General features: G+C 63.7%; 22 protein-coding genes. 11 read left to right on the forward strand and 11 right to left on the reverse strand.

The window, feature by feature from the left end; all coding sequences use genetic code 11:
• The first annotated feature begins 145 nt into the window (after positions 1 to 145).
• A complete protein-coding gene (leuC, locus tag JQ628_RS28590) occupies positions 146 to 1552 on the forward strand; it encodes a 3-isopropylmalate dehydratase large subunit (protein WP_212228170.1) in 1407 nt (468 codons plus the stop codon).
• Between the two features lie 92 nt (positions 1553 to 1644).
• On the forward strand, positions 1645 to 1845 hold the full coding sequence (locus JQ628_RS28595) for a hypothetical protein (protein ID WP_212228172.1): 201 nt from the start codon (positions 1645 to 1647) through the stop codon (positions 1843 to 1845).
• Positions 1846 to 1920: 75 nt separating this feature from the next.
• Here the strand turns inward: JQ628_RS28595 and JQ628_RS28600 are convergent, their stop codons facing one another.
• Complete coding sequence (locus JQ628_RS28600; protein WP_212228219.1) at positions 1921 to 2487, reverse strand: hypothetical protein; 567 nt, start codon at positions 2485 to 2487, stop codon at positions 1921 to 1923.
• 168 nt (positions 2488 to 2655) lie between these two features.
• On the opposite strand from JQ628_RS28600, the gene JQ628_RS28605 reads away from it, so the two are divergent.
• Positions 2656 to 2949 (forward strand): DUF1330 domain-containing protein, encoded by a 294-nt coding sequence (locus tag JQ628_RS28605; protein WP_212228174.1) that lies wholly within the window; start codon positions 2656 to 2658, stop codon positions 2947 to 2949.
• Between the two features lie 4 nt (positions 2950 to 2953).
• On the opposite strand, the gene JQ628_RS28610 is transcribed toward JQ628_RS28605, so the two are convergent.
• From JQ628_RS28610 to JQ628_RS28620, 3 genes are all read right to left on the reverse strand, one after another.
• The gene (locus JQ628_RS28610; RefSeq protein ID WP_212228221.1) at positions 2954 to 3244 is read right to left on the reverse strand and encodes a hypothetical protein; all 291 of its coding nucleotides are present in this window, start codon (positions 3242 to 3244) and stop codon (positions 2954 to 2956) included.
• An 81-nt stretch (positions 3245 to 3325) separates the two neighbouring features.
• Positions 3326 to 3580 (reverse strand): hypothetical protein, encoded by a 255-nt coding sequence (locus JQ628_RS28615; protein WP_212228176.1) that lies wholly within the window; start codon positions 3578 to 3580, stop codon positions 3326 to 3328.
• A 210-nt stretch (positions 3581 to 3790) separates the two neighbouring features.
• Positions 3791 to 4102 carry a hypothetical protein gene (locus tag JQ628_RS28620; protein WP_212228178.1) on the reverse strand — a complete coding sequence of 104 codons (312 nt, stop codon included), beginning with the start codon at positions 4100 to 4102 and terminating at the stop codon, positions 3791 to 3793.
• Between the two features lie 108 nt (positions 4103 to 4210).
• Between JQ628_RS28620 and JQ628_RS28625 the strand changes: the two genes are divergently transcribed.
• The 3 genes from JQ628_RS28625 (at position 4211) to JQ628_RS28635 (ending at position 6124) form a co-directional block, all read left to right on the forward strand.
• A complete protein-coding gene (locus tag JQ628_RS28625) occupies positions 4211 to 4612 on the forward strand; it encodes a metallopeptidase family protein (RefSeq protein ID WP_212228180.1) in 402 nt (133 codons plus the stop codon).
• Between the two features lie 82 nt (positions 4613 to 4694).
• Positions 4695 to 5300, forward strand: coding sequence for a 3-isopropylmalate dehydratase small subunit (gene leuD / locus JQ628_RS28630; RefSeq protein ID WP_212228182.1), 606 nt, complete (start codon positions 4695 to 4697; stop codon positions 5298 to 5300).
• 35 nt (positions 5301 to 5335) lie between these two features.
• On the forward strand, positions 5336 to 6124 hold the full coding sequence (locus tag JQ628_RS28635; RefSeq protein ID WP_212228184.1) for a hypothetical protein: 789 nt from the start codon (positions 5336 to 5338) through the stop codon (positions 6122 to 6124).
• Between the two features lie 145 nt (positions 6125 to 6269).
• Here the strand turns inward: JQ628_RS28635 and JQ628_RS28640 are convergent, their stop codons facing one another.
• Positions 6270 to 7148 carry an HpcH/HpaI aldolase/citrate lyase family protein gene (locus tag JQ628_RS28640; RefSeq protein WP_212228186.1) on the reverse strand — a complete coding sequence of 293 codons (879 nt, stop codon included), beginning with the start codon at positions 7146 to 7148 and terminating at the stop codon, positions 6270 to 6272.
• A 103-nt stretch (positions 7149 to 7251) separates the two neighbouring features.
• Here JQ628_RS28640 and JQ628_RS28645 point away from each other — a divergent pair, with 103 nt between their 5' ends.
• Positions 7252 to 7908, forward strand: coding sequence for a carbonic anhydrase (locus JQ628_RS28645; protein WP_212228187.1), 657 nt, complete (start codon positions 7252 to 7254; stop codon positions 7906 to 7908).
• 90 nt (positions 7909 to 7998) lie between these two features.
• Here JQ628_RS28645 and JQ628_RS28650 read toward each other — a convergent pair whose 3' ends face one another.
• Together JQ628_RS28650 and JQ628_RS28655 are read right to left on the reverse strand one after the other, a co-directional pair.
• Positions 7999 to 8559: a TIGR00645 family protein gene (locus tag JQ628_RS28650; protein ID WP_212228189.1), complete on the reverse strand. Its 561-nt coding sequence runs from the start codon at positions 8557 to 8559 to the stop codon at positions 7999 to 8001.
• A 28-nt stretch (positions 8560 to 8587) separates the two neighbouring features.
• Positions 8588 to 9622, reverse strand: a complete 1035-nt coding sequence (locus JQ628_RS28655; RefSeq protein ID WP_212228191.1) for an aspartate-semialdehyde dehydrogenase — start codon at positions 9620 to 9622, stop codon at positions 8588 to 8590.
• Positions 9623 to 9740: 118 nt separating this feature from the next.
• Between JQ628_RS28655 and JQ628_RS28660 the strand changes: the two genes are divergently transcribed.
• Complete coding sequence (locus JQ628_RS28660) at positions 9741 to 10511, forward strand: hypothetical protein (protein WP_212228194.1); 771 nt, start codon at positions 9741 to 9743, stop codon at positions 10509 to 10511.
• A gap of 177 nt (positions 10512 to 10688) precedes the next feature.
• Positions 10689 to 11054, forward strand: a complete 366-nt coding sequence (locus JQ628_RS28665) for a hypothetical protein (protein ID WP_212228196.1) — start codon at positions 10689 to 10691, stop codon at positions 11052 to 11054.
• A 165-nt stretch (positions 11055 to 11219) separates the two neighbouring features.
• On the opposite strand, the gene leuB is transcribed toward JQ628_RS28665, so the two are convergent.
• Positions 11220 to 12332 (reverse strand): 3-isopropylmalate dehydrogenase, encoded by a 1113-nt coding sequence (leuB, locus tag JQ628_RS28670; RefSeq protein WP_212228198.1) that lies wholly within the window; start codon positions 12330 to 12332, stop codon positions 11220 to 11222.
• 236 nt (positions 12333 to 12568) lie between these two features.
• On the opposite strand from leuB, the gene JQ628_RS28675 reads away from it, so the two are divergent.
• Entirely contained in the window at positions 12569 to 13432 is an 864-nt protein-coding gene (locus JQ628_RS28675; protein ID WP_212228199.1) for a DMT family transporter, read from the forward strand.
• Positions 13433 to 13519: 87 nt separating this feature from the next.
• Positions 13520 to 14719 (forward strand): YbfB/YjiJ family MFS transporter, encoded by a 1200-nt coding sequence (locus tag JQ628_RS28680; protein ID WP_212228201.1) that lies wholly within the window; start codon positions 13520 to 13522, stop codon positions 14717 to 14719.
• Between the two features lie 162 nt (positions 14720 to 14881).
• On the opposite strand, the gene JQ628_RS28685 is transcribed toward JQ628_RS28680, so the two are convergent.
• From JQ628_RS28685 to JQ628_RS28695, 3 genes are all read right to left on the reverse strand, one after another.
• Positions 14882 to 15667 (reverse strand): molybdopterin-binding protein, encoded by a 786-nt coding sequence (locus tag JQ628_RS28685; RefSeq protein WP_212228203.1) that lies wholly within the window; start codon positions 15665 to 15667, stop codon positions 14882 to 14884.
• 13 nt (positions 15668 to 15680) lie between these two features.
• On the reverse strand, positions 15681 to 16319 hold the full coding sequence (locus tag JQ628_RS28690) for a cytochrome b/b6 domain-containing protein (protein ID WP_212228205.1): 639 nt from the start codon (positions 16317 to 16319) through the stop codon (positions 15681 to 15683).
• A 244-nt stretch (positions 16320 to 16563) separates the two neighbouring features.
• Entirely contained in the window at positions 16564 to 17118 is a 555-nt protein-coding gene (locus JQ628_RS28695; RefSeq protein ID WP_212228207.1) for a fasciclin domain-containing protein, read from the reverse strand.
• Positions 17119 to 17396: the final 278 nt, after the last annotated feature.

Here is a 17396-nt window from a genome sequence, read left to right on the forward strand (position 1 = left end):
GCTGCCTGGCCGATTCTTCGGACGTTTTGCAACGTCGGCAACGTCAGAGCTTAGCCGCGCAGCCTGATGCTGCGCTGACGCCTCGCTGCCCGGCGCGTGAATGCGCGCCCAATCGCTCACACGGAATCCTTTGGAGCTCACGCTCATGACCAAACCGACCACGCTGTACGACAAGATCTGGAACGACCATCTGGTGCACGAAGCCGAGGACGGCACGTGTCTTCTGTATATCGACCGCCACCTGGTGCACGAAGTCACCTCGCCGCAGGCGTTCGAAGGCCTGCGCGCCTCGGGCCGCAAGGTGCGCGCGCCGGAAAAGACGCTCGCCGTCGTCGACCACAACATCCCGACCACCGACCGCTCGAAGCCGAATCCCGATCCTGAAAGCATCGAGCAGATGCGGGTGATGGCGGAGAACGCGAAAGAGTTCGGCGTCGAATATTACAATGAGTTCGACAAGCGCCAAGGCATCGTGCACGTCATCGGCCCCGAGCAGGGCTTTACCCTGCCCGGCACCACCATCGTGTGCGGTGACAGCCACACCTCGACACACGGCGCGTTCGGCGCGCTGGCGCACGGCATCGGCACCTCGGAAGTCGAGCATGTGCTGGCGACGCAGACGCTGATCCAGAAGAAAGCCAAGAACATGCGCGCGGTGGTCGACGGCAAATTGCCCGACGGCGTCACCGGCAAGGACATCATCCTCGCCATCATCGGCGAGATCGGCACCGCCGGCGGCACCGGCTACGTGCTGGAGTATGCGGGCGAGGCGATCCGTGCGCTCAGCATGGAAGGCCGCATGACGGTCTGCAACATGTCGATCGAAGGCGGCGCGCGCGCCGGTCTGGTCGCGCCCGACCAGAAGGCGTTCGATTTCCTGCGCGGCCGCCCGAAGGCGCCGAAGGGCGCCGATTGGGATGCGGCGATGCGCTACTGGGAGACGCTGCGCTCCGACGACAACGCGCATTTCGATCACGAGATCAGGCTCGACGCCGCCAAGCTGCCGCCGATCGTGACCTGGGGCACAAGCCCTGAGGACGTCATCTCGGTCACCGGCTTCGTGCCCGATCCAGATAAGATCGAGGACGAGGCCAAGCGGCTGTCGAAGCATCGCGCGTTGAAATATATGGGCCTGACCGCCGGCACGAAGATCACCGACATCAGGCTCGACCGCGTCTTTATCGGCTCCTGCACCAACGGCCGCATCGAGGATTTGCGCGCGGTGGCCAAGATTGCCGAAGGCAAGACCGTCAACGCCAACGTCAACGCCATGATCGTGCCGGGCTCCGGCATCGTGAAGGAGCAGGCGGAAGCCGAAGGCCTCGACAAGATCTTCATCAAGGCCGGCTTCGAATGGCGCGAGCCGGGCTGCTCGATGTGCCTTGCCATGAACCCCGACAAGCTGAAGCCGGAAGAGCGCTGCGCCTCCACCTCGAACCGCAACTTCGAGGGCCGCCAAGGTTTTAAGGGCCGCACGCATCTGGTCTCGCCCGCGATGGCGGCGGCCGCGGCGATCGCCGGGCACTTTGTCGACGTCAGGGAGTGGCGTTAACCACGCTTGCCTAGACATCGAGGCGTTTTCGAAACGGCTCGTTAATGGCCGAGGCGCACACTGGCTCCCTGCGGAAACGCATGGAGCCGGTCATGGCCGACAAGCCGGAATATGTCGATATGATCAGCGAGGCGACGCGGCAGAACCGCCGCCGCGTCACTCCGGTCATCGTTGAGCGCGAAGCCAAGGAAACATCACGCCTCGCCCACCGCTCGGGACGCATGGACCAGTGGCGGACGGAGATGTTTACGCCGTGGAAGCTGAAGCCCTGGGGCATCAAGCACTGGGACTAGCAACTGCACCCGGCAAACGAACAACAGGCGCCCGCTCGGGCGCCTGTTTCGTTTCAAGAGAAACGGTTCAGCAGCTCACCAGTAGACCCGGTACGGATTCCAGTAATAGTTGCGATACCACGGCCGGCAGATGCGGCGCGGACCGTAATAGGTCCAGACAATCCGACAGCGGCGCGGATAGCCGTAGTAATAGGACGAGTAGTAGGGCCGGTAGTAGAACCGGCGGTGAAAATGCCGGTGACGGTGAAAGTACGGCCGATGGTAGGCGTGGCGAAAGCCGCCGTAGCGAAAGCCGCCGCCTCGATAGATGTGCCCGGCCCGAAAGCCGCCGCCACGGAACGCCATGCCACCGCCGCGGAAACCGCCGCCGTGGAATGCACCGCCGCCTCTAAAGCCGCCGCCATGAAAGCCGCCACCGCGAAAGCCTCCGCCACCACCACCGCGGAATCCGCCTCCGCCGCCGTGGCGCACTTCGATCGTCAGCGCTTCCGATGCATACCTGGCTGCCGGCACGGTGCCCGGGCTCGCCAGCGACAGCGCTTCGGCGCGCTGTTGTGTCGCGGCCGACAACGCGAGCACTGCGGCAGCCGCCAGTCCCGCGCGGCAGACAATGCTCCGCGCGGCACCTGAAATCGTCTTCATTGTCTGAAACCTCCCGAATGGTGCCGACGGCTCGCCCGTCACCGGCACTCCCATTTGCGGTCGCTCCCGACATGAAGCTAGAGATAGCGAGGTGAATGCGGAATGAATGAGCCGACCGCAGAGATGAACGACTGCGGCGAGCAAATCTTCCATGACCGGAATCGTTCAATGACCGTCTATGTGATCGTGCAGCTCAAGATGATCGACCGTGCCGCCTATGACCGCTACCAGGCGCGTTTCTTCGACGTGTTCAGGAAATTTCAGGGACGGCTGTTGTCCGCCGACGAAAGCCCGGCCGTGCTGGAAGGCGAGTGGCAGCGCGACAAGGTCGTGCTGATGTCGTTTCCGGACGAAGCCGCCTGTCGCGCATGGGCGGACTCGCCGGAATATCAGGAAATATCGAAGGACCGCAAAGCCGGCGCGAGCGCGACCGTGCTGCTGGCGAAGGGATTCGGAAGCTAGGTTCTCACCACCACGGACCGTAACCGATGCCAAATACGAAGGGCGCAGGCACGGAATAGGGATACGGCCGGTAGTACACGGGACGCGCGTAGTAATAGACCGGAGTGTACGGACGATAGTAGGGACGCGAATAAGAACGATAGCCGAAACGATAGTCGCGGCGGTATGCGCTGACGCCGGTGGCATCCGATCCGGCTTGCGATTTCGCCCGCGGGGCCCCTTCCGCGGCGACGACGGCGGGCCCGCTCAATGTCAAAGCTGCCGCAACGACGGCCATCCCGAACATCGCCTTCATCAGGCTCCTCCGCTACGCATCAAAAACAGACAGGCCCGCCCGGAGGCGGACCTGCCCGATCCTACCAGCCTGGCGCCGGTCTCACCAGCGGTGCCAGTGGCGGTGATGGTGGTGATGATGATGATGCCGGTGCCACCGGTGATGGCGATGCCAATGGTGATGATGATGGCGCCGCCAGTGTACCTGCGTCGGGATCGAATCCTCCTTGGCATTTTCCTGCACCGCCGCGGCGGCGCCGGGATTGCTGAGCGAAAGCGCCAGCGCACTCTGCGCGGGGGCTGCAACGGCGAGCAATGCCCCGACGGCAGCAAGCCCGAAAATTTTCGTCACGTTCATCTACGTCCTCCTGGGTCCATCTCACGCCTGCCATCCGTCGTCTGCTTTGACACGACGACTCGTTGCAGCGCTGATCGAGCATGAAGCAGACGACGTGAATTGCGTCTGAATGGCTTCGCCACAGACCTGAACGATTGCGCCACAGAAATTAATGATGGTTGCGCGACGCGATCGATGAGAGCCGGCTATCGCTGCGGCGATGAGGAAGAGCTAGCCCGGCCGCCAGTAGCAATGCATGCGCGGCGTGATCACCGGACCGCTCGGCCGGTATTCCTGCACATAATGCGCGTTGCAGACGCGCACCGCATTCGGGCCTGGATAGTAGCGCGGATAGACGTCCGGCTCCCACTCGTCGCGCGGATAGATCGGCACGCGCCGGAGCGGACGGCGCTGGGCCGAGGCATCGGTGAGCGGAGCCTGCGCGGCCCGCACGCCGGACGACGTTTGCGCCAGCGCGCTCGCCCCGGTCAGCAAAAGCCCGGCTGAGCCGGCCAGCAGCGCCATTGTCACAATCCGCATCATCACGCCCACCCAAAGCCTGCGATCGCCTGCCAAAGTCTCCGATTGGCGCGCCAAGGTCAACAGCGCAACCCCATAGGCGGCGGGCGGAACCCGCGGTAAAGAGGCCGCATGAACTGGACATCCCTGAAAGCGCCGTCGCTGGCCGAAATGGAAGCCATGGCGCACGAGAATTTCGAGCGCCTGCCGGAGACCTTTCGCAAGCTGTGCGAGGGGGTGATCATCCGCGTCGACGATTTTCCGACCGACGAGGTGCTGGACGAGATGAACGCCCAAAGCGAGTTCGACCTGCTCGGCCTGTTCCAGGGCGTCGGCCTGCCGCAGCGAAGCAGCCAGGACATCGCGCCGATGCCCAACATGATCTGGCTCTACCGGCGGCCGATCCTGGACTATTGGGCCGAGCATGAGGAGACGCTGGGCCACATCGTCCGCCATGTGCTGATCCACGAAATCGGCCACCATTTCGGGCTGTCCGACGCCGATATGGAGGCGATTGAGGCGGCCGCTGGATAGGCCTGCGCTTTTTGCCCCTTTAATAACTGTCATAATCGCGATAAATCAGCGCCGAAACGGCCTCGAACCGGGAAGTGCATCGATGGAAAAGTTCACCACGCTGGAGGGCGTCGCCGCGCCCCTGAAGATCATCAATGTCGACACCGACATGATCATCCCGAAACAGTACCTCAAGACCATCAAGCGCACCGGCCTCGGCAAGGGCCTGTTCTCGGAACAGCGCTACAAGGACGACGGCAGCGAGAACCCGGACTTCGTTCTCAACCAGCCGGCCTATCGCAATTCAAAGGTGCTGGTCGCCGGCGACAATTTCGGCTGCGGCTCGAGCCGTGAGCATGCGCCCTGGGCGCTGCTCGATTTCGGCATCCGCTGCGTGATCTCGACCTCGTTCGGCGACATCTTCTACAACAACTGCTTCAAGAACGGCATTTTGCCGATCCGCGTCAGCCAGGAAGACCTCGACAAGCTGTTCGATGACGCCGAGCGCGGCGCCAACGCCACGCTGACCATCGACCTGCCGAACCAGGAAATCCGCGGCCCCGACGGCGGCAAGGTCAGGTTCGAGATCGACCCGTTCAGGAAACACTGCCTGATCAACGGCCTCGACGACATCGGGCTGACGATGGAGAAGAAGTCGTCAATCGACGATTACGAGGCCAGGGCGAAGAAAGAGCGCGCCTGGGCCTAAGGCCTGCGCGCGCACGCTTGATGAGGTGACGTCGCATGCGTCCTGACGTCGTCACCTTCTGGCACGGCCCGCTTGATCGGTTGCGAACGCTCTGCCTGCGCTCACAGGTGGCCGCCGGCCACAAGGTCACCGTCTACAGCTTCGATCCGCTTCCCGGCCTGCCCGATGGCGTGGGCAATGCGGAAGCCGAAGCGGTGCTGCCGCACGCCTTCTCCGAGAAGCTTCGCCCACCGCAGCCGGACGGAAGCTGGCGCGACTGGACCATTCTGCAGTTCTCGGATTTTTTCCGCATGCGCCTGATGGCGCAAGGCGCGGGCCTGTGGCTCGACGCCGATGTGCTGCTGCTCAAGCCGATCGATGTCGATCCCGCAAAACCCTACTTTGCCTGGGAGCGTCCGCGCCAGCTCGGCAATTCCGTGCTGTATCTGCCGGCAGACGATGCGATCGTGAAAGCTTTCCATGATCTGATGGAGCAGGACGAACTGGAGCCGGACTGGCTCGCGCTGCGGCATCGTTGCATCCTGGTGCTACGTCAGTTGCGCGGACGGTCGAGCCGCACGGCGGATCTTCGCGTTGCGATTTATGGGCCGGCTTCGCTCACGGCGCTGGCCCGGCGTAGCGGCGAGATCAGTCACGCGCAGCCGAAGCAGTCGTTTTACGCGGTGCATGCCGAGCCAAAACTGTTTTTTGAGCCCGGTGATTTCTCGAAGCTGATTGCCGATCCCGCGATCGTCGGCTTCCACATCTCACCAAAGGGCCGTGGCAATCAGGCGCCCGTCGCTGGCAGCCTATATGCGTGGGCCGCGAAGAGGTTTGGATCCTAGAGCTGGCGTCCCTTCCCTTCTCCCCTTGTGGGAGAAGGTGGCGCGGACGCAGTCCGCGACGGATGAGGGGTCTGTATCCGCGGAGAGAACCCCTCACCCGGCTTCGCTTCGCGAAGCCACCCTCTCCCACAAGGGGAGAGGGTAATTAATGCCCCATCGCTGCGATCGCATCCGCGATCGCAATCGTCCGCTTGGCCATCTCGGCGTGCAGCCGCTCCACCATCCGTCCGTCGAGCTGGATCGCGCCGCGTGAGGCATTTTCCGGCAACTCGAATGCCGCGAGGATCTTTCGCGCCTGCGCCACTTCCTCGGCCGGCGGCGTAAAGATCGCGTTGCAGGCCTCGATGTGGCTCGGATGGATCAGCGTCTTGCCGTCGAAGCCAAGGTCGCGGCCCTGGGCGCATTCGGCGGCAAAGCCGTCGATATTGGCGATGTCGCTGTAGGGCCCGTCGAGGATTTCCAGCCCATGGGCGCGGGTGGCGAGGATGCAATGGGTGATCATCGGGATCATCGCCGCGCGGCCCGGCTGCATCCTGATCCGTGTCTCCCGCGAGATGTCGTTCGGTCCGAACACGAAACCGGCGAGCCGGATCTCGGAATCGCGCGAGGCCGCCGCCAGCTTGTCGGCATCCAGCACGGCGCGGGAGGTCTCGATCATGGCCCAGACCCGAATCGACATGTCCGCATTGATGTCGGAGAGGCGATTGGCGATTGCTGCCAAATCCGCGACGCTGGAGATCTTCGGCACCAGGATGCCGTCGGGCCTGGCCTTGCCGGCCATGGTGACGTCGTCGATCCACCACGGCGTATCCAGCGCGTTGATGCGGATCAGCACCTCACGCTTGCCAAATCCCCTCGCAGCCACGGCCGCCGCGATCTGGTCGCGCGCCATCGCCTTGGCATCGGGCGCCACCGCGTCCTCGAGGTCGAGGATGATGCCGTCGGCCGGCAGCGTCCTGGCCTTTTCCAGCGCCCGCGCATTCGATCCCGGCATGAACAACAGGCTGCGGCGCGGACGGGTCATGGACAGTTCCTTGGAAGCGCGATTTTTGGGCACCCCGCGATAGCATTCCGGCCTGTCTTTCGAAAGCCTTGTTCCCGTCAACGGCATATGGTTAGCCAAAGTCATGGCACCCTCGTTTCCCCAACATCTGCTTGACGGCTACCGGACCTTCACGACGCAGCGGCTGCCGACCGAACAGTCGCGCTACCGCGAATTGTCCGAGCGCGGCCAGTCGCCGGCGGTGATGGTGGTCGGCTGCTGCGACTCCCGCGTCTCCCCCGAGGTGATCTTCGACGCCGGCCCGGGCGAACTGTTCGTGGTGCGCAACGTTGCCAATCTCGTGCCGCCCTACCAGCCCGACTTCAATGCCCATGGCGTCTCGGCGGCGCTGGAATATGCCGTCAATGTGCTACAGGTGAAGCATATCGTCGTGCTGGGTCACGCCCAATGCGGCGGCATCCGCGCCTTCATCGACAAGATCAAGCCGCTGTCGCCCGGTGATTTCATCGGCCGCTGGATGTCGATGTTCATCAAGCCCGGCGAGATCGTCGAGCAGCGCGGCCATGAGACCATGCACGATTTCACGGTGAGGATCGAAAAGGCCGCCGTGTTCCGCAGCCTCGAGAACCTCATGACCTTCCCCTTCGTGCGCGAGCGCGTGCATCAGGGCGAGATGGAGCTGCACGGCGCCTATTTCGGCGTCGCCGAGGGCTCGCTGTTCGTGCTCGACCAGGAAGCCAAGGAATTCCGCAGCGCGCGGGAATCACAGACCTCATCCTGAGGAGGCCGCGAAGCGGCCGTCTCGAAGGATGGGCCACGGGCTCTCATGGTTCGAGACGCGCGAAGACGCGCTCCTCACCATGAGGGTCTACTACTCCCCGCCGTGATCGCCGCCGCTCCAGCGGTCGGAAATCGCCAGCATGAATGCCGAGACCACGAACACAAAATGAACGCCGACCAGCCAGGCGAGCTTTGTCGAATCGAAGTTGGTATCGATGTTCATGAAGGCCTTCAGCACCTGGATCGCGGAGATGGCGACGATGGAAGCCAGCAGCTTCTGCTTCAGCCCGCCGAAATGGATTTTGGTCATCCACTCGGGCCAGTCCGGGTGGCCGCCGGGATCAATCTTCGACACGAAATTCTCGTAGCCGGAAAATACCACGATCAGGATCAGATTGCCGGTCAGCGAGAGATCGATCAGAGCCAGCACGCCAAGAATGATGTCGGACTCCTTCGAGCCCGGCGCGTGCACGATGAACTCCCACAGCACCATGCAGAACTTCAACAACAGCACCGCAAGGCTGACAACGAGGCCGAAATAGAACGGCGCCATCAGCCAGCGGCTGTTGAAGATCACGCTTTCAAAGCCGCGCTCGGCGCGCTTGAGCTTTGGATTGGGCCGATAGGGAGCGGGAGCCGGCTGTTCGGTCATTTGCGACTCTCCGGCTCCGGACATCTGGTCAGGCCGCCTTCTTCTTGGCGCTGATCAGCTTGCGGTTGATCAGGGCTTCCGCGATCTGGATCGCGTTCAGCGCGGCGCCCTTGCGCAGATTGTCGGATACGCACCACAGGACAAGGCCGTTCTCGACCGTCGCATCCTCGCGGATGCGGCTGATATAGGTGGCGTCCTCTCCGGCCGCTTCATAGGGCGTGACGTAACCGCCCGGCTCCTGCTTGTCGATGACGAGGCAGCCCGGCGCGTTGCGCAGGATGTTGCGGGCCTCGTCCGCCGTGATCGGATTCTCGAACTCGATGTTGACCGCTTCGGAATGGCCGACGAACACCGGCACGCGCACGCAGGTGGCGGAGAGCTTGATCTTGGGATCAAGGATCTTCTTGGTCTCCGCCATCATCTTCCACTCTTCCTTGGTGTAGCCGTCTTCCATGAAGACGTCGATGTGGGGGATGACGTTGAAGGCGATGCGCTTGGGGAATTTCTTGTTGACCAGTTCGTCGTTGGTGTAGACGGCCTTGGTCTGCGAGAACAGTTCGTCCATCGCATCCTTGCCGGCGCCCGACACCGATTGGTAGGTCGAAACCACCACGCGCGTGATGGTGGCCTTGTCGTGCAGGGGTTTTAGCGCGACCACGAGCTGCGCGGTCGAGCAGTTCGGATTGGCGATGATGTTCTTCTTCGTGAAGCCCTTGGCCGCGTCCGCATTCACCTCGGGGACAATCAGCGGCACGTCCGGGTCCATGCGCCAGGCCGACGAATTGTCGATCACCACCGCGCCGGCGGCGCCGATCTTCGGCGACCATTCCTTCGACACCGCACCGCCCGCCGACATCAGGCAGATGTCGACGTCGGAGAAATCGTAATGCTCGAGGGCTTTGACCTTCAGGGTGCGGTCGCCATAGGAGACCTCGACGCCGACGCTGCGGCGCGACGCCAGCGCCACGACCTCGTCAGCGGGGAATTTGCGCTCGTCCAGAATGTTGAGCATTTCGCGCCCGACATTGCCGGTGGCTCCAACCACTGCGACCTTGTAACCCATCGTTCACTCTCCGAGGAAAAATGCCTCCCCGCCGCATCTGGCGGAAAGGGAAGAGGCAGCGCTTCTATGCGAGAAACGCCCCCAAGACAACGTTAGTACCCGCGTTTTTGGGCGTCTGATGCATTCCCGCGAGGCCAGAACGGCCCCCTCCCGTTATAGCCTCCGAATCCATCCGGCACTGGCCAGCTTCGGGGACGAAGTCTGCGGCACACTGGCGCGCCTGATCGCCTATGTGTGCTCGCTGGCGCTGATTGCCATCCTCGGAATCTATCTCTGGGACCAGATTCCCCCTGCCGACCCGGAAGTGGAACCTTCCGCGCGGGTGGGCTGGAGCGCGGCCACCCGCTCGACCCCGGCTTTCGCCGTCAGCCAGTTCGATTTGGCATACAGGTCAGATGCTTACCGGATCCTCCGGCATCCCGAAGGCGGCCGTAAGGACGTCCTGCGCTGGCTCGGCCCGGATGGAAAGCCGGCCGCTGAGCTCGAAATCTACCGCGCCGGCGGCGAGCTGGACGAGGCGGCGCCGACGGCCGGCCACGGCGAGGCCGCCGGCATCATCGACAGCAAATTCGGCGCGGTCACGCTGCGGCTGATGGGCGAGACCGCCGGCCAGAAGGCCTGCCTCAGCTTCCGCAAGCGCATCGAACAGCCGCATGTGCTGATTTCCGGCTGGTCCTGCCAGGGCGACACGCTGCCGGCCCGGCGGACGGCGATTGCCTGCACACTGAACCGGCTGGCGCTGGTCAGCGCCGGCAATGACCAAAGGCTGGCCGAATTGTTTGCCCACGCCGAGCTCCGCCGCAACGACTGCGCGGCCGCCTCGGCACCGGCCCAGTCGGCCGATTGGGTGACGGGCACCGACAATCCGCACCTGCGCGCGGCATTCTGACCGCCGGCATTCGGCCAAGCCGCTGGTTTTCATGCAACTTTTAAGGTCTTGCCGGCATTATTCTCGCCCGGTGTGGCCCAATTGACCTAGTGACCCCATATCTCCGGGAGCTAGGATGGCCCCAAATCGGACGTGGCCGCCTGCCAAGTCCTGACTTGCCGCAATGACGAGGACGCGATGACCGTGAAACTTTCCGTACTGCTTTCGGCGATTGCCGTCGTCGCTCTCAGTGTGGCCCCCGCAGACGCGCAACAGACCCGGCTGAAATACGACAGGGATGGCCGCGTCACCTACGGGCCGGGCGGACCCAACCGGGTCTATCAGCAGGGCCCGCGAACCCGCGTTTACGTCAGCACGCGCTCCTGGCTCGACGCCGGTACCGAAGTGCTGCCGGGCGACCGCAAGTTCACCGACTACGCGTTCCCGCCGGAAATCGGTTATCCGACCTTCGCGCGCGAGAATCTCAACCGGCCGATCGACCGCCAGCCGCTCAATCCGCCGTCGGACCTCGGCGGCTACCCGACGCGCTTCCCGCTGTATTGATTTAGCGCAGGCCAACCCACTGCGTCGTCCCGGCGAACGCCGGGACCCATACGCCGCGGCCTGTCGATAGAAACAGGGGGCCAGTTGCCTTTGCTGCAACTGGCCCCTGTGGTTATGGGTCCCTGCTCCCGTGCGCAATTGCGCACTAGGCAGGGACGACAACGATCATGCGTGCAGTTTCTGCAATTCCTTCAAGATGGCCTCGCCCATCTGCGAGGTGTTCACATCCGTCGTTCCCTCGGATTTGATGTCCGCCGTACGCAGGCCGCTGGCCAGCACCGCGGCGATGGCGGCATCGACCTTGTCGGCGAGCTCGCCCATGTCGAAGGAGTAGCGCAGCGCCATCCCGAACGAGGCGATCATCGCGATCGGATTGGCAAGACCCTTGCCGGCGATGTCGGGTGCCGAGCCATGCACCGGCTCGAACAGCGAGCGGCGCTTTTTGGTCTTCGCATCGATCTCGCCGAGCGAGGCCGACGGCAGCATGCCGAGCGAGCCGGTCAGCATCGCCGCGATATCGGAGAGCATGTCACCGAACAGATTGTCGGTGACGATGACGTCGAACTGCTTTGGCCACTTCACCAGCATCATGCCGCCGGAATCGGCGAGCTGATGCTCCAGCGTGACGTCCTTGTATTCGCGCTGATGCACCTGCGTCACCACCTCGTTCCAGAGCACGCCCGATTTCATGACGTTGCGCTTTTCCATCGAGGTCAGCTTGTTCTTGCGCTTGCGCGCCAGATCGAAGGCAACGCGGGCGATGCGCTCGATCTCGTAGGTGTCGTAGACCTGGGTGTCGATGGCGCGCTTCTGGCCGTTGCCGAGATCGGTGATGGTCTTGGGCTCGCCGAAATAGACGCCGCCGGTGAGCTCACGCACGATCATGATGTCGAGGCCTTCGACCGCCTCGCGCTTCAAGCTGGAAGCTTCCGCCAGCGCCGGGTAGCACACGGCCGGACGCAGGTTCGCGAACAGACCGAGATCCTTGCGCAGGCGCAGCAGGCCGGCTTCCGGGCGGACATCATAGGGCACGCTGTCCCACTTGGGACCGCCGACCGCGCCGAAGATCACGGCGTCGGCGGAGGTCGCCTTGGCCATGTCGCCTTCGCTGATGCTGACCTTGTGCGCGTCATAGGCGGCGCCGCCCACCAGGCCTTCTTCGGTTTCGAACGAGGCAATGCCCTGCTTGTTCAGCCAGTCGATCAGGCGCTTCACCTCGCCCATCACTTCGGGGCCGATGCCGTCGCCGGGGAGAAGCAGCAGTTTGTGGGTCGCCATTGTCGCCTCAACACTGTTGTCGTCATTGCCGGGCATAGCCGTCTGAAGGACGGCGTCGCTTTCGCTCGCCTACGCCCGGCAATCCATCCTTCTTGAGGAGATGGATGCCCGGGTCGAGCCCGGGCATGACGAGGGGAAATCTGCGCGCGGAGTGCTAAATCGCCCCGAGGGGATTGGCAAGGCACCCCGGCGCAGGTGACAGTTGCGGCGCTCAAGCCCGCCCCAAGACGGACGCCATGACCCTTGCCATCCTGTTCGCCTTTGCCTCCGCCACCCTGCTCGGCGCGGCCGTGGTCACGGCGCAATTGGGGCTGCGGACGGTCGAGCCGCTGTCCGGCGCGGCGATCAGTGTTCCCTCCTTCACGGTTCTGTTCCTGCTGCTGTCGCCGTTGATCCTGGCCGGCGAGCCGGTGGTCTGGCGCGGGCTGCCGATCTTCATGGCGATCGGACTGTTCTTTCCCGCCAGCCTGACGCTGCTGACCTTCGCCTCCAACCGCGCGCTCGGGCCGGTCATCACCTCGACGCTGGGCAATCTCGCGCCGCTGTTTGCCGTGGCGCTCGCGGTTGTGCTGCTGCACGAGCCGCTGCATGCCATGCAACTGGCCGGCCTGGTGCTGGCGGTGGTGGGCGCGGTCATCATCACCGTCACCCGCCCGCGCGACCTCGGCCACTGGCGAAGTTGGGCCCTGCTGCTGCCGCTCGGCGGCGCGCTGATCCGGGGCGTGACGCCGCCGATCGTCAAGCTCGGGCTTGAGGTATGGCCCAGCCCGCTATGGGCGTGCCTGATCGGCTACATCATGTCGTCGCTGGTCGTGCTCGCCGTTGAGCGCATACGCAAGGGCAGCTTCATCGCCGAGGCGCCACGCTCAGGCCGGTTCTGGTTTGCGGTGACGGGGATCAGCAACGGCCTCAGCGCGCTGACGCTGTTTGCCGCCGTGCGCAACGGGCCGATCGCGCTGGTCGCGCCGCTGCTCGCGATCTATCCGCTTGTGACGGTGATCCTGAGCGCGATGGTGCTCAAGCACGTCGCGATCACCCCGCGCATCGTTGCCGGAACCGTGCTCACGGTCGCCGGCGTCGCGCTGGTGCTGGCAGGCTGATGTTGTGCGATCTGCAAGACACCATTGTGGGCAGCATGCCTGTGCAAGCTCTCGGCGTCCTGCCACAATGCGCTGCCGGAGCATTTTGTGAATCCACCTGACAGCCCCAATCCCTACCCGCATCCCGCGCGGCTGATCCTGATCCTGTCGCTTGCGCCGACCGTCGGCCTCGGCATCGGGCGCTTTGCCTATGCACTGGTGCTGCCCGACATGCGCGACTCGCTGGTGTGGTCCTATTCCGCCGCCGGCTTCATGAACACCATCAATGCCGCCGGCTATCTCGTCGGCGCGCTGTTCGCCTCGCAAATGATCCGGCGGTTCGGGCTCGCCGCTTCCGTCCGCTGGGGAACGCTCGGCTGCGTGCTCTCGCTGGCGCTGTGCGCGATCTCGGGCAATTTTTTCGTGCTGAGCTTTGCGCGGCTATTGGCTGGCCTCGCCGCAGCGGCCGGCTTCGTCGGCGGCGGCGCGCTGGCGGCAACCATTGCGCAGTCGCGGCCCGAGCGCGCCAATTTCCTGCTCAGCCTGTTCTATGCCGGGCCCGGCATCGGCATCGTCGCCTCGGGCCTGATCGCGCCCTATGTGTTACAGGCGTTCGGCCCGGGGTCATGGTGGATCGTGTGGTGGGCGCTGACGCTGCTGGCGGTCGCCATGACGATTCCGCTGCTGCTGGCGCCGCTCGGCGAAGGCGCCGCCGCCGGCCGCGCCACCGCCGCCAAATTCGCCATCGCGCCGGTCGTGTTCTATCTCGCCGCCTATTTCATGTTCGGCGCGGGCTACATCGCCTACATGACCTTCATGATCGCCTATGTCCGCGACTCCGGCGGCGGCGCCGCGGCGCAGAGCGCCTTCTGGAGCCTGATCGGACTATCCGCCTTCGTGACGCCGTGGGTGTGGCGGCACGTGCTGGCGCTCGACCGCGGCGGCATCGCCACCGCCATCATCCTCGGCACCAACGCAATCGGCGCCGCAATGCCGATCCTTGCACCGATTCTTGGCAACTCGCCGGTGCTGCTGGCCGCGTCGGCCCTGGTGTTCGGCGTGGCATTCTTCTCCGTGGTCGGATCGACCACCGCCTTCGTTCGCTTCAACTACGCGCCGGCCGCGTGGCCAAGCGCGATCGCGGGGCTGACGATCTCTTTCGGCATCGGCCAGACGCTGGGACCGATCGTGGTCGGCGCGATCACGGATGCGATGGGAAGCCTGTCGTATGCGCTCAATGTTTCCGCGGCGATGCTGGCGCTGGGCGCGGTGTTGTCGGCGTTTCAGAGGAAGTTGCTAAAGTCTTGACCGCCGTCATTCCGGGATGCGCCGAAGGCGCAGGCCCGGAATCCATACGCCGTGACGGTCATTGTCTTGCGAATTCGTCAACGGCCTTCTTTGAACCAACAACGGCCTGTGGTTATGGATTCCGGGCTCGCGCTACGCGCGCCCCGGAATGACGAACGCACGTCAGCTCCCGCTGAACGAATTATAGCCCTGGTCTTCCCAGAAGCCGCCCTTGTAGTCGTTGGTGACTTCCATCGAGATCACGTATTTCGGGTTCTTGAAGCCGAGCTTGGTCGGCACGCGGATCTTCATCGGGTAGCCGTAGGCGACCGGCAGGATTTCATCCGCGAACTTGAACGCCATTTGCGTCTGCGGATGCAGCGCGCTCGCCATGTCGAGCGGCGAATTGTAGCCGTCCTTGTCGGCGCACTGGAACCAGACGTATTTGGCGCGCGTGTCGGCGCCGATCAGCTTGAGGAAATCGCGCAGCGGCGTGCCGGTCCAGCTTCCGATCGCGCTCCAGCCCTCGACGCAGATGTGGCGGGTGACCTGCTTGACCTGCGGCAGCGCATAGAGCTCGTCCAGCGTCCACGACTTCTTGTTGTCGACGAGGCCGCGCACCTCGAGCTTCCAGTTCTTGCCGTCGACCTCCGGCGCCTCGTCGATCGAGTAATAGGCGTTGAACGGGAACGGCCTTGTGATCGCGCTCTCCGGGAAGGTCGGCGCCAGCGCGTTCGGATTGAACATCCATGCCTGCACAGCGTCGTTGAATTTCGAAACGTGCTTGAGCATCTCCTCGGCCGAAGAGCTGTCGACGACATTGCAGCCGGTCAGCAGGGTCAGCGCACCGAGACTGGCGCCGCCCGTGATGAAGCGGCGGCGGGTGAGGTCCGGCATCGATTTGGCGGCATCGCGAACCAGCAGCTTCTTGTCGACGCCGGGGATGATGAGCGAACGCAGGCGGCCCATGATGATGCTCCTTTCAGCGGCCGATGATCATGGCGCGCAGGCTCTTCGGCACTAGCAGCGCCAGCGCGACATGCACCACCATGAAGGCGACGATCGCCGCCATACAGAAGAAATGGACATAGCGCGCGGCGTCATAGCCGCCGAACAGCGCCGTGAGATATTGCAGTTGCACCGGCTTCCAGATCGAAAGGCCCGACAGCACGACCAGCACGCCGACCACGATCACGCCGGCATAGAGCAGCTTTTGCACGTAATTGTATTTCGAGAGGTCGTCGTGCGAGAGTTTTCCGGTCAGTGCGGCTTTCGTATCCGAGATCACACCCTCCGGCGTGATCGGCAGCAGCTTCTTGCGGAAGCGGCCGGTGGCCAGACCGAGCGCGAGATAGAGCAGGCCGTTCACCATCAAAATCCACATCGCCGCGAAATGCCAGAGCAGCGCGCCGCCGAGCCAGCCGCCCAGCGTGATGGAGCTGGAGAAGGTGAAGCCGAACAGGGGCGAGGCGTTATAGATCTGCCAACCCGACATGATCATCAGGACCATGGCAAAGGCGTTGACCCAATGCAGGATCCGCACCCAGGCGGGCTGAACCACTTTGGCCGCGCTTGGCTTGGCCGAGGTGGTTTGCTCATTGCTGACGGTGAGGCTCGACATATCCGGTTCCTTCAGCCTGGTTCCTGTCGCTATCGGTATATACGCCGAAAGCCGGCTCTCCGTTACAACCCCGTGCCTATCGATTTCATGCACGCGACCTATTGTCATCACAAGAAAGCGAGCCAGGTTGCCCCGGCTCGCCTCCCTGTCACGCATCCTGGTACGGGGCTGTTGGACGCGCGGACTTCTTGATAGTGGGCATGATCTTTTCGGAAAACCGGTGCCCACTTTTCCGGATCATGCCTTAAGACGCCGGCATCAGCACGGTGTCGACCACATGGATCACGCCATTCGACTGGTTGACGTTGGAGATCGTCACCAGGGATTGGCCGCCCTTGGCATCGATGATCCAGACCTTGCCGCCGTCATGCTTGACCGAGAGCTGCTCGCCTTCGGCGGTCTTGAGCTTCATGCCGTCCTTGAGGTCAGCGGCCGCGAGCTTGCCCGGCACGACGTGGTAGGTGAGGATCTTGGTCAAGGTCCCCTTGTTCTCGGGCTTGACCAGGCTCTCGACGGTGCCGGCCGGCAGCTTGCCGAAGGCGGAATTGGTCGGCGCGAACACCGTGAACGGACCCTTGCCTTCGAGGGTTTCGACGAGGCCGGCGGCCTTCACCGCCGCCACCAGCGTGGTGTGGTCCTTGGAGTTGACGGCGTTCTGGATGATGTTCTTGGAGGGGAACATCGCGGCGCCGCCGACCATCACGGTCTTCTCCTCCGCCGAGACCGGCGCGGTGATCGTGGCGGTGAGCGCCAGCGCGGCGAAGGCGGCGGCGGACAACAGGGCAATACGCTTCGACATGGATCTTCTCCCGATGATTGAGCTGGCCGGCAGGGCATCCGCCGGCGAGTGAAACAACGGGTCTGGTCGGTGATATCTGACAGCGCCCGTCGTTGGCCCGAACTACGGGACGCTTTGGGGGGCGGTTTCGGATGAAAATTCTTTGTGATGGCTGAAACTATTGGGCGGGATGATCGTGTGTCGCGTTCTTATAACGTTGTCGTCCCTGCGAAAGTGTTTGGTCCCTGCTGATTGGTTGGATGGAATCGGTGTAGAACGAGGTGTGGCCTTTGTCAGGG

The organism is Bradyrhizobium lablabi (genome assembly GCF_018129385.1).
GTDB classification, from domain to species: domain Bacteria; phylum Pseudomonadota; class Alphaproteobacteria; order Rhizobiales; family Xanthobacteraceae; genus Bradyrhizobium; species Bradyrhizobium lablabi_C.

Bases quoted from the DNA above. Each gene is read 5' to 3' on its own strand.
- JQ628_RS28595 (WP_212228172.1), top strand. From the start codon at position 1,645: ATGGCCGACAAGCCGGAATATGTCGATATGATCAGCGAGGCGACGCGG.
- JQ628_RS28640 (WP_212228186.1), bottom strand. From the start codon at position 7,148: ATGACCCGTCCGCGCCGCAGCCTGTTGTTCATGCCGGGATCGAATGCG.
- JQ628_RS28675 (WP_212228199.1), top strand. From the start codon at position 12,569: ATGACCCTTGCCATCCTGTTCGCCTTTGCCTCCGCCACCCTGCTCGGC.
- JQ628_RS28610 (WP_212228221.1), bottom strand. From the start codon at position 3,244: ATGAAGGCGATGTTCGGGATGGCCGTCGTTGCGGCAGCTTTGACATTG.
- JQ628_RS28685 (WP_212228203.1), bottom strand. From the start codon at position 15,667: ATGGGCCGCCTGCGTTCGCTCATCATCCCCGGCGTCGACAAGAAGCTG.
- JQ628_RS28650 (WP_212228189.1), bottom strand. From the start codon at position 8,559: ATGACCGAACAGCCGGCTCCCGCTCCCTATCGGCCCAATCCAAAGCTC.
- leuD (WP_212228182.1), top strand. From the start codon at position 4,695: ATGGAAAAGTTCACCACGCTGGAGGGCGTCGCCGCGCCCCTGAAGATC.
- JQ628_RS28695 (WP_212228207.1), bottom strand. From the start codon at position 17,118: ATGTCGAAGCGTATTGCCCTGTTGTCCGCCGCCGCCTTCGCCGCGCTG.
- JQ628_RS28690 (WP_212228205.1), bottom strand. From the start codon at position 16,319: ATGTCGAGCCTCACCGTCAGCAATGAGCAAACCACCTCGGCCAAGCCA.
- JQ628_RS28645 (WP_212228187.1), top strand. From the start codon at position 7,252: ATGGCACCCTCGTTTCCCCAACATCTGCTTGACGGCTACCGGACCTTC.
- JQ628_RS28620 (WP_212228178.1), bottom strand. From the start codon at position 4,102: ATGATGCGGATTGTGACAATGGCGCTGCTGGCCGGCTCAGCCGGGCTT.
- JQ628_RS28600 (WP_212228219.1), bottom strand. From the start codon at position 2,487: ATGAAGACGATTTCAGGTGCCGCGCGGAGCATTGTCTGCCGCGCGGGA.
- JQ628_RS28655 (WP_212228191.1), bottom strand. From the start codon at position 9,622: ATGGGTTACAAGGTCGCAGTGGTTGGAGCCACCGGCAATGTCGGGCGC.
- JQ628_RS28625 (WP_212228180.1), top strand. From the start codon at position 4,211: ATGAACTGGACATCCCTGAAAGCGCCGTCGCTGGCCGAAATGGAAGCC.
- JQ628_RS28660 (WP_212228194.1), top strand. From the start codon at position 9,741: ATGCATTCCCGCGAGGCCAGAACGGCCCCCTCCCGTTATAGCCTCCGA.
- leuB (WP_212228198.1), bottom strand. From the start codon at position 12,332: ATGGCGACCCACAAACTGCTGCTTCTCCCCGGCGACGGCATCGGCCCC.
- JQ628_RS28615 (WP_212228176.1), bottom strand. From the start codon at position 3,580: ATGAACGTGACGAAAATTTTCGGGCTTGCTGCCGTCGGGGCATTGCTC.
- JQ628_RS28635 (WP_212228184.1), top strand. From the start codon at position 5,336: ATGCGTCCTGACGTCGTCACCTTCTGGCACGGCCCGCTTGATCGGTTG.
- JQ628_RS28665 (WP_212228196.1), top strand. From the start codon at position 10,689: ATGACCGTGAAACTTTCCGTACTGCTTTCGGCGATTGCCGTCGTCGCT.
- leuC (WP_212228170.1), top strand. From the start codon at position 146: ATGACCAAACCGACCACGCTGTACGACAAGATCTGGAACGACCATCTG.
- JQ628_RS28605 (WP_212228174.1), top strand. From the start codon at position 2,656: ATGACCGTCTATGTGATCGTGCAGCTCAAGATGATCGACCGTGCCGCC.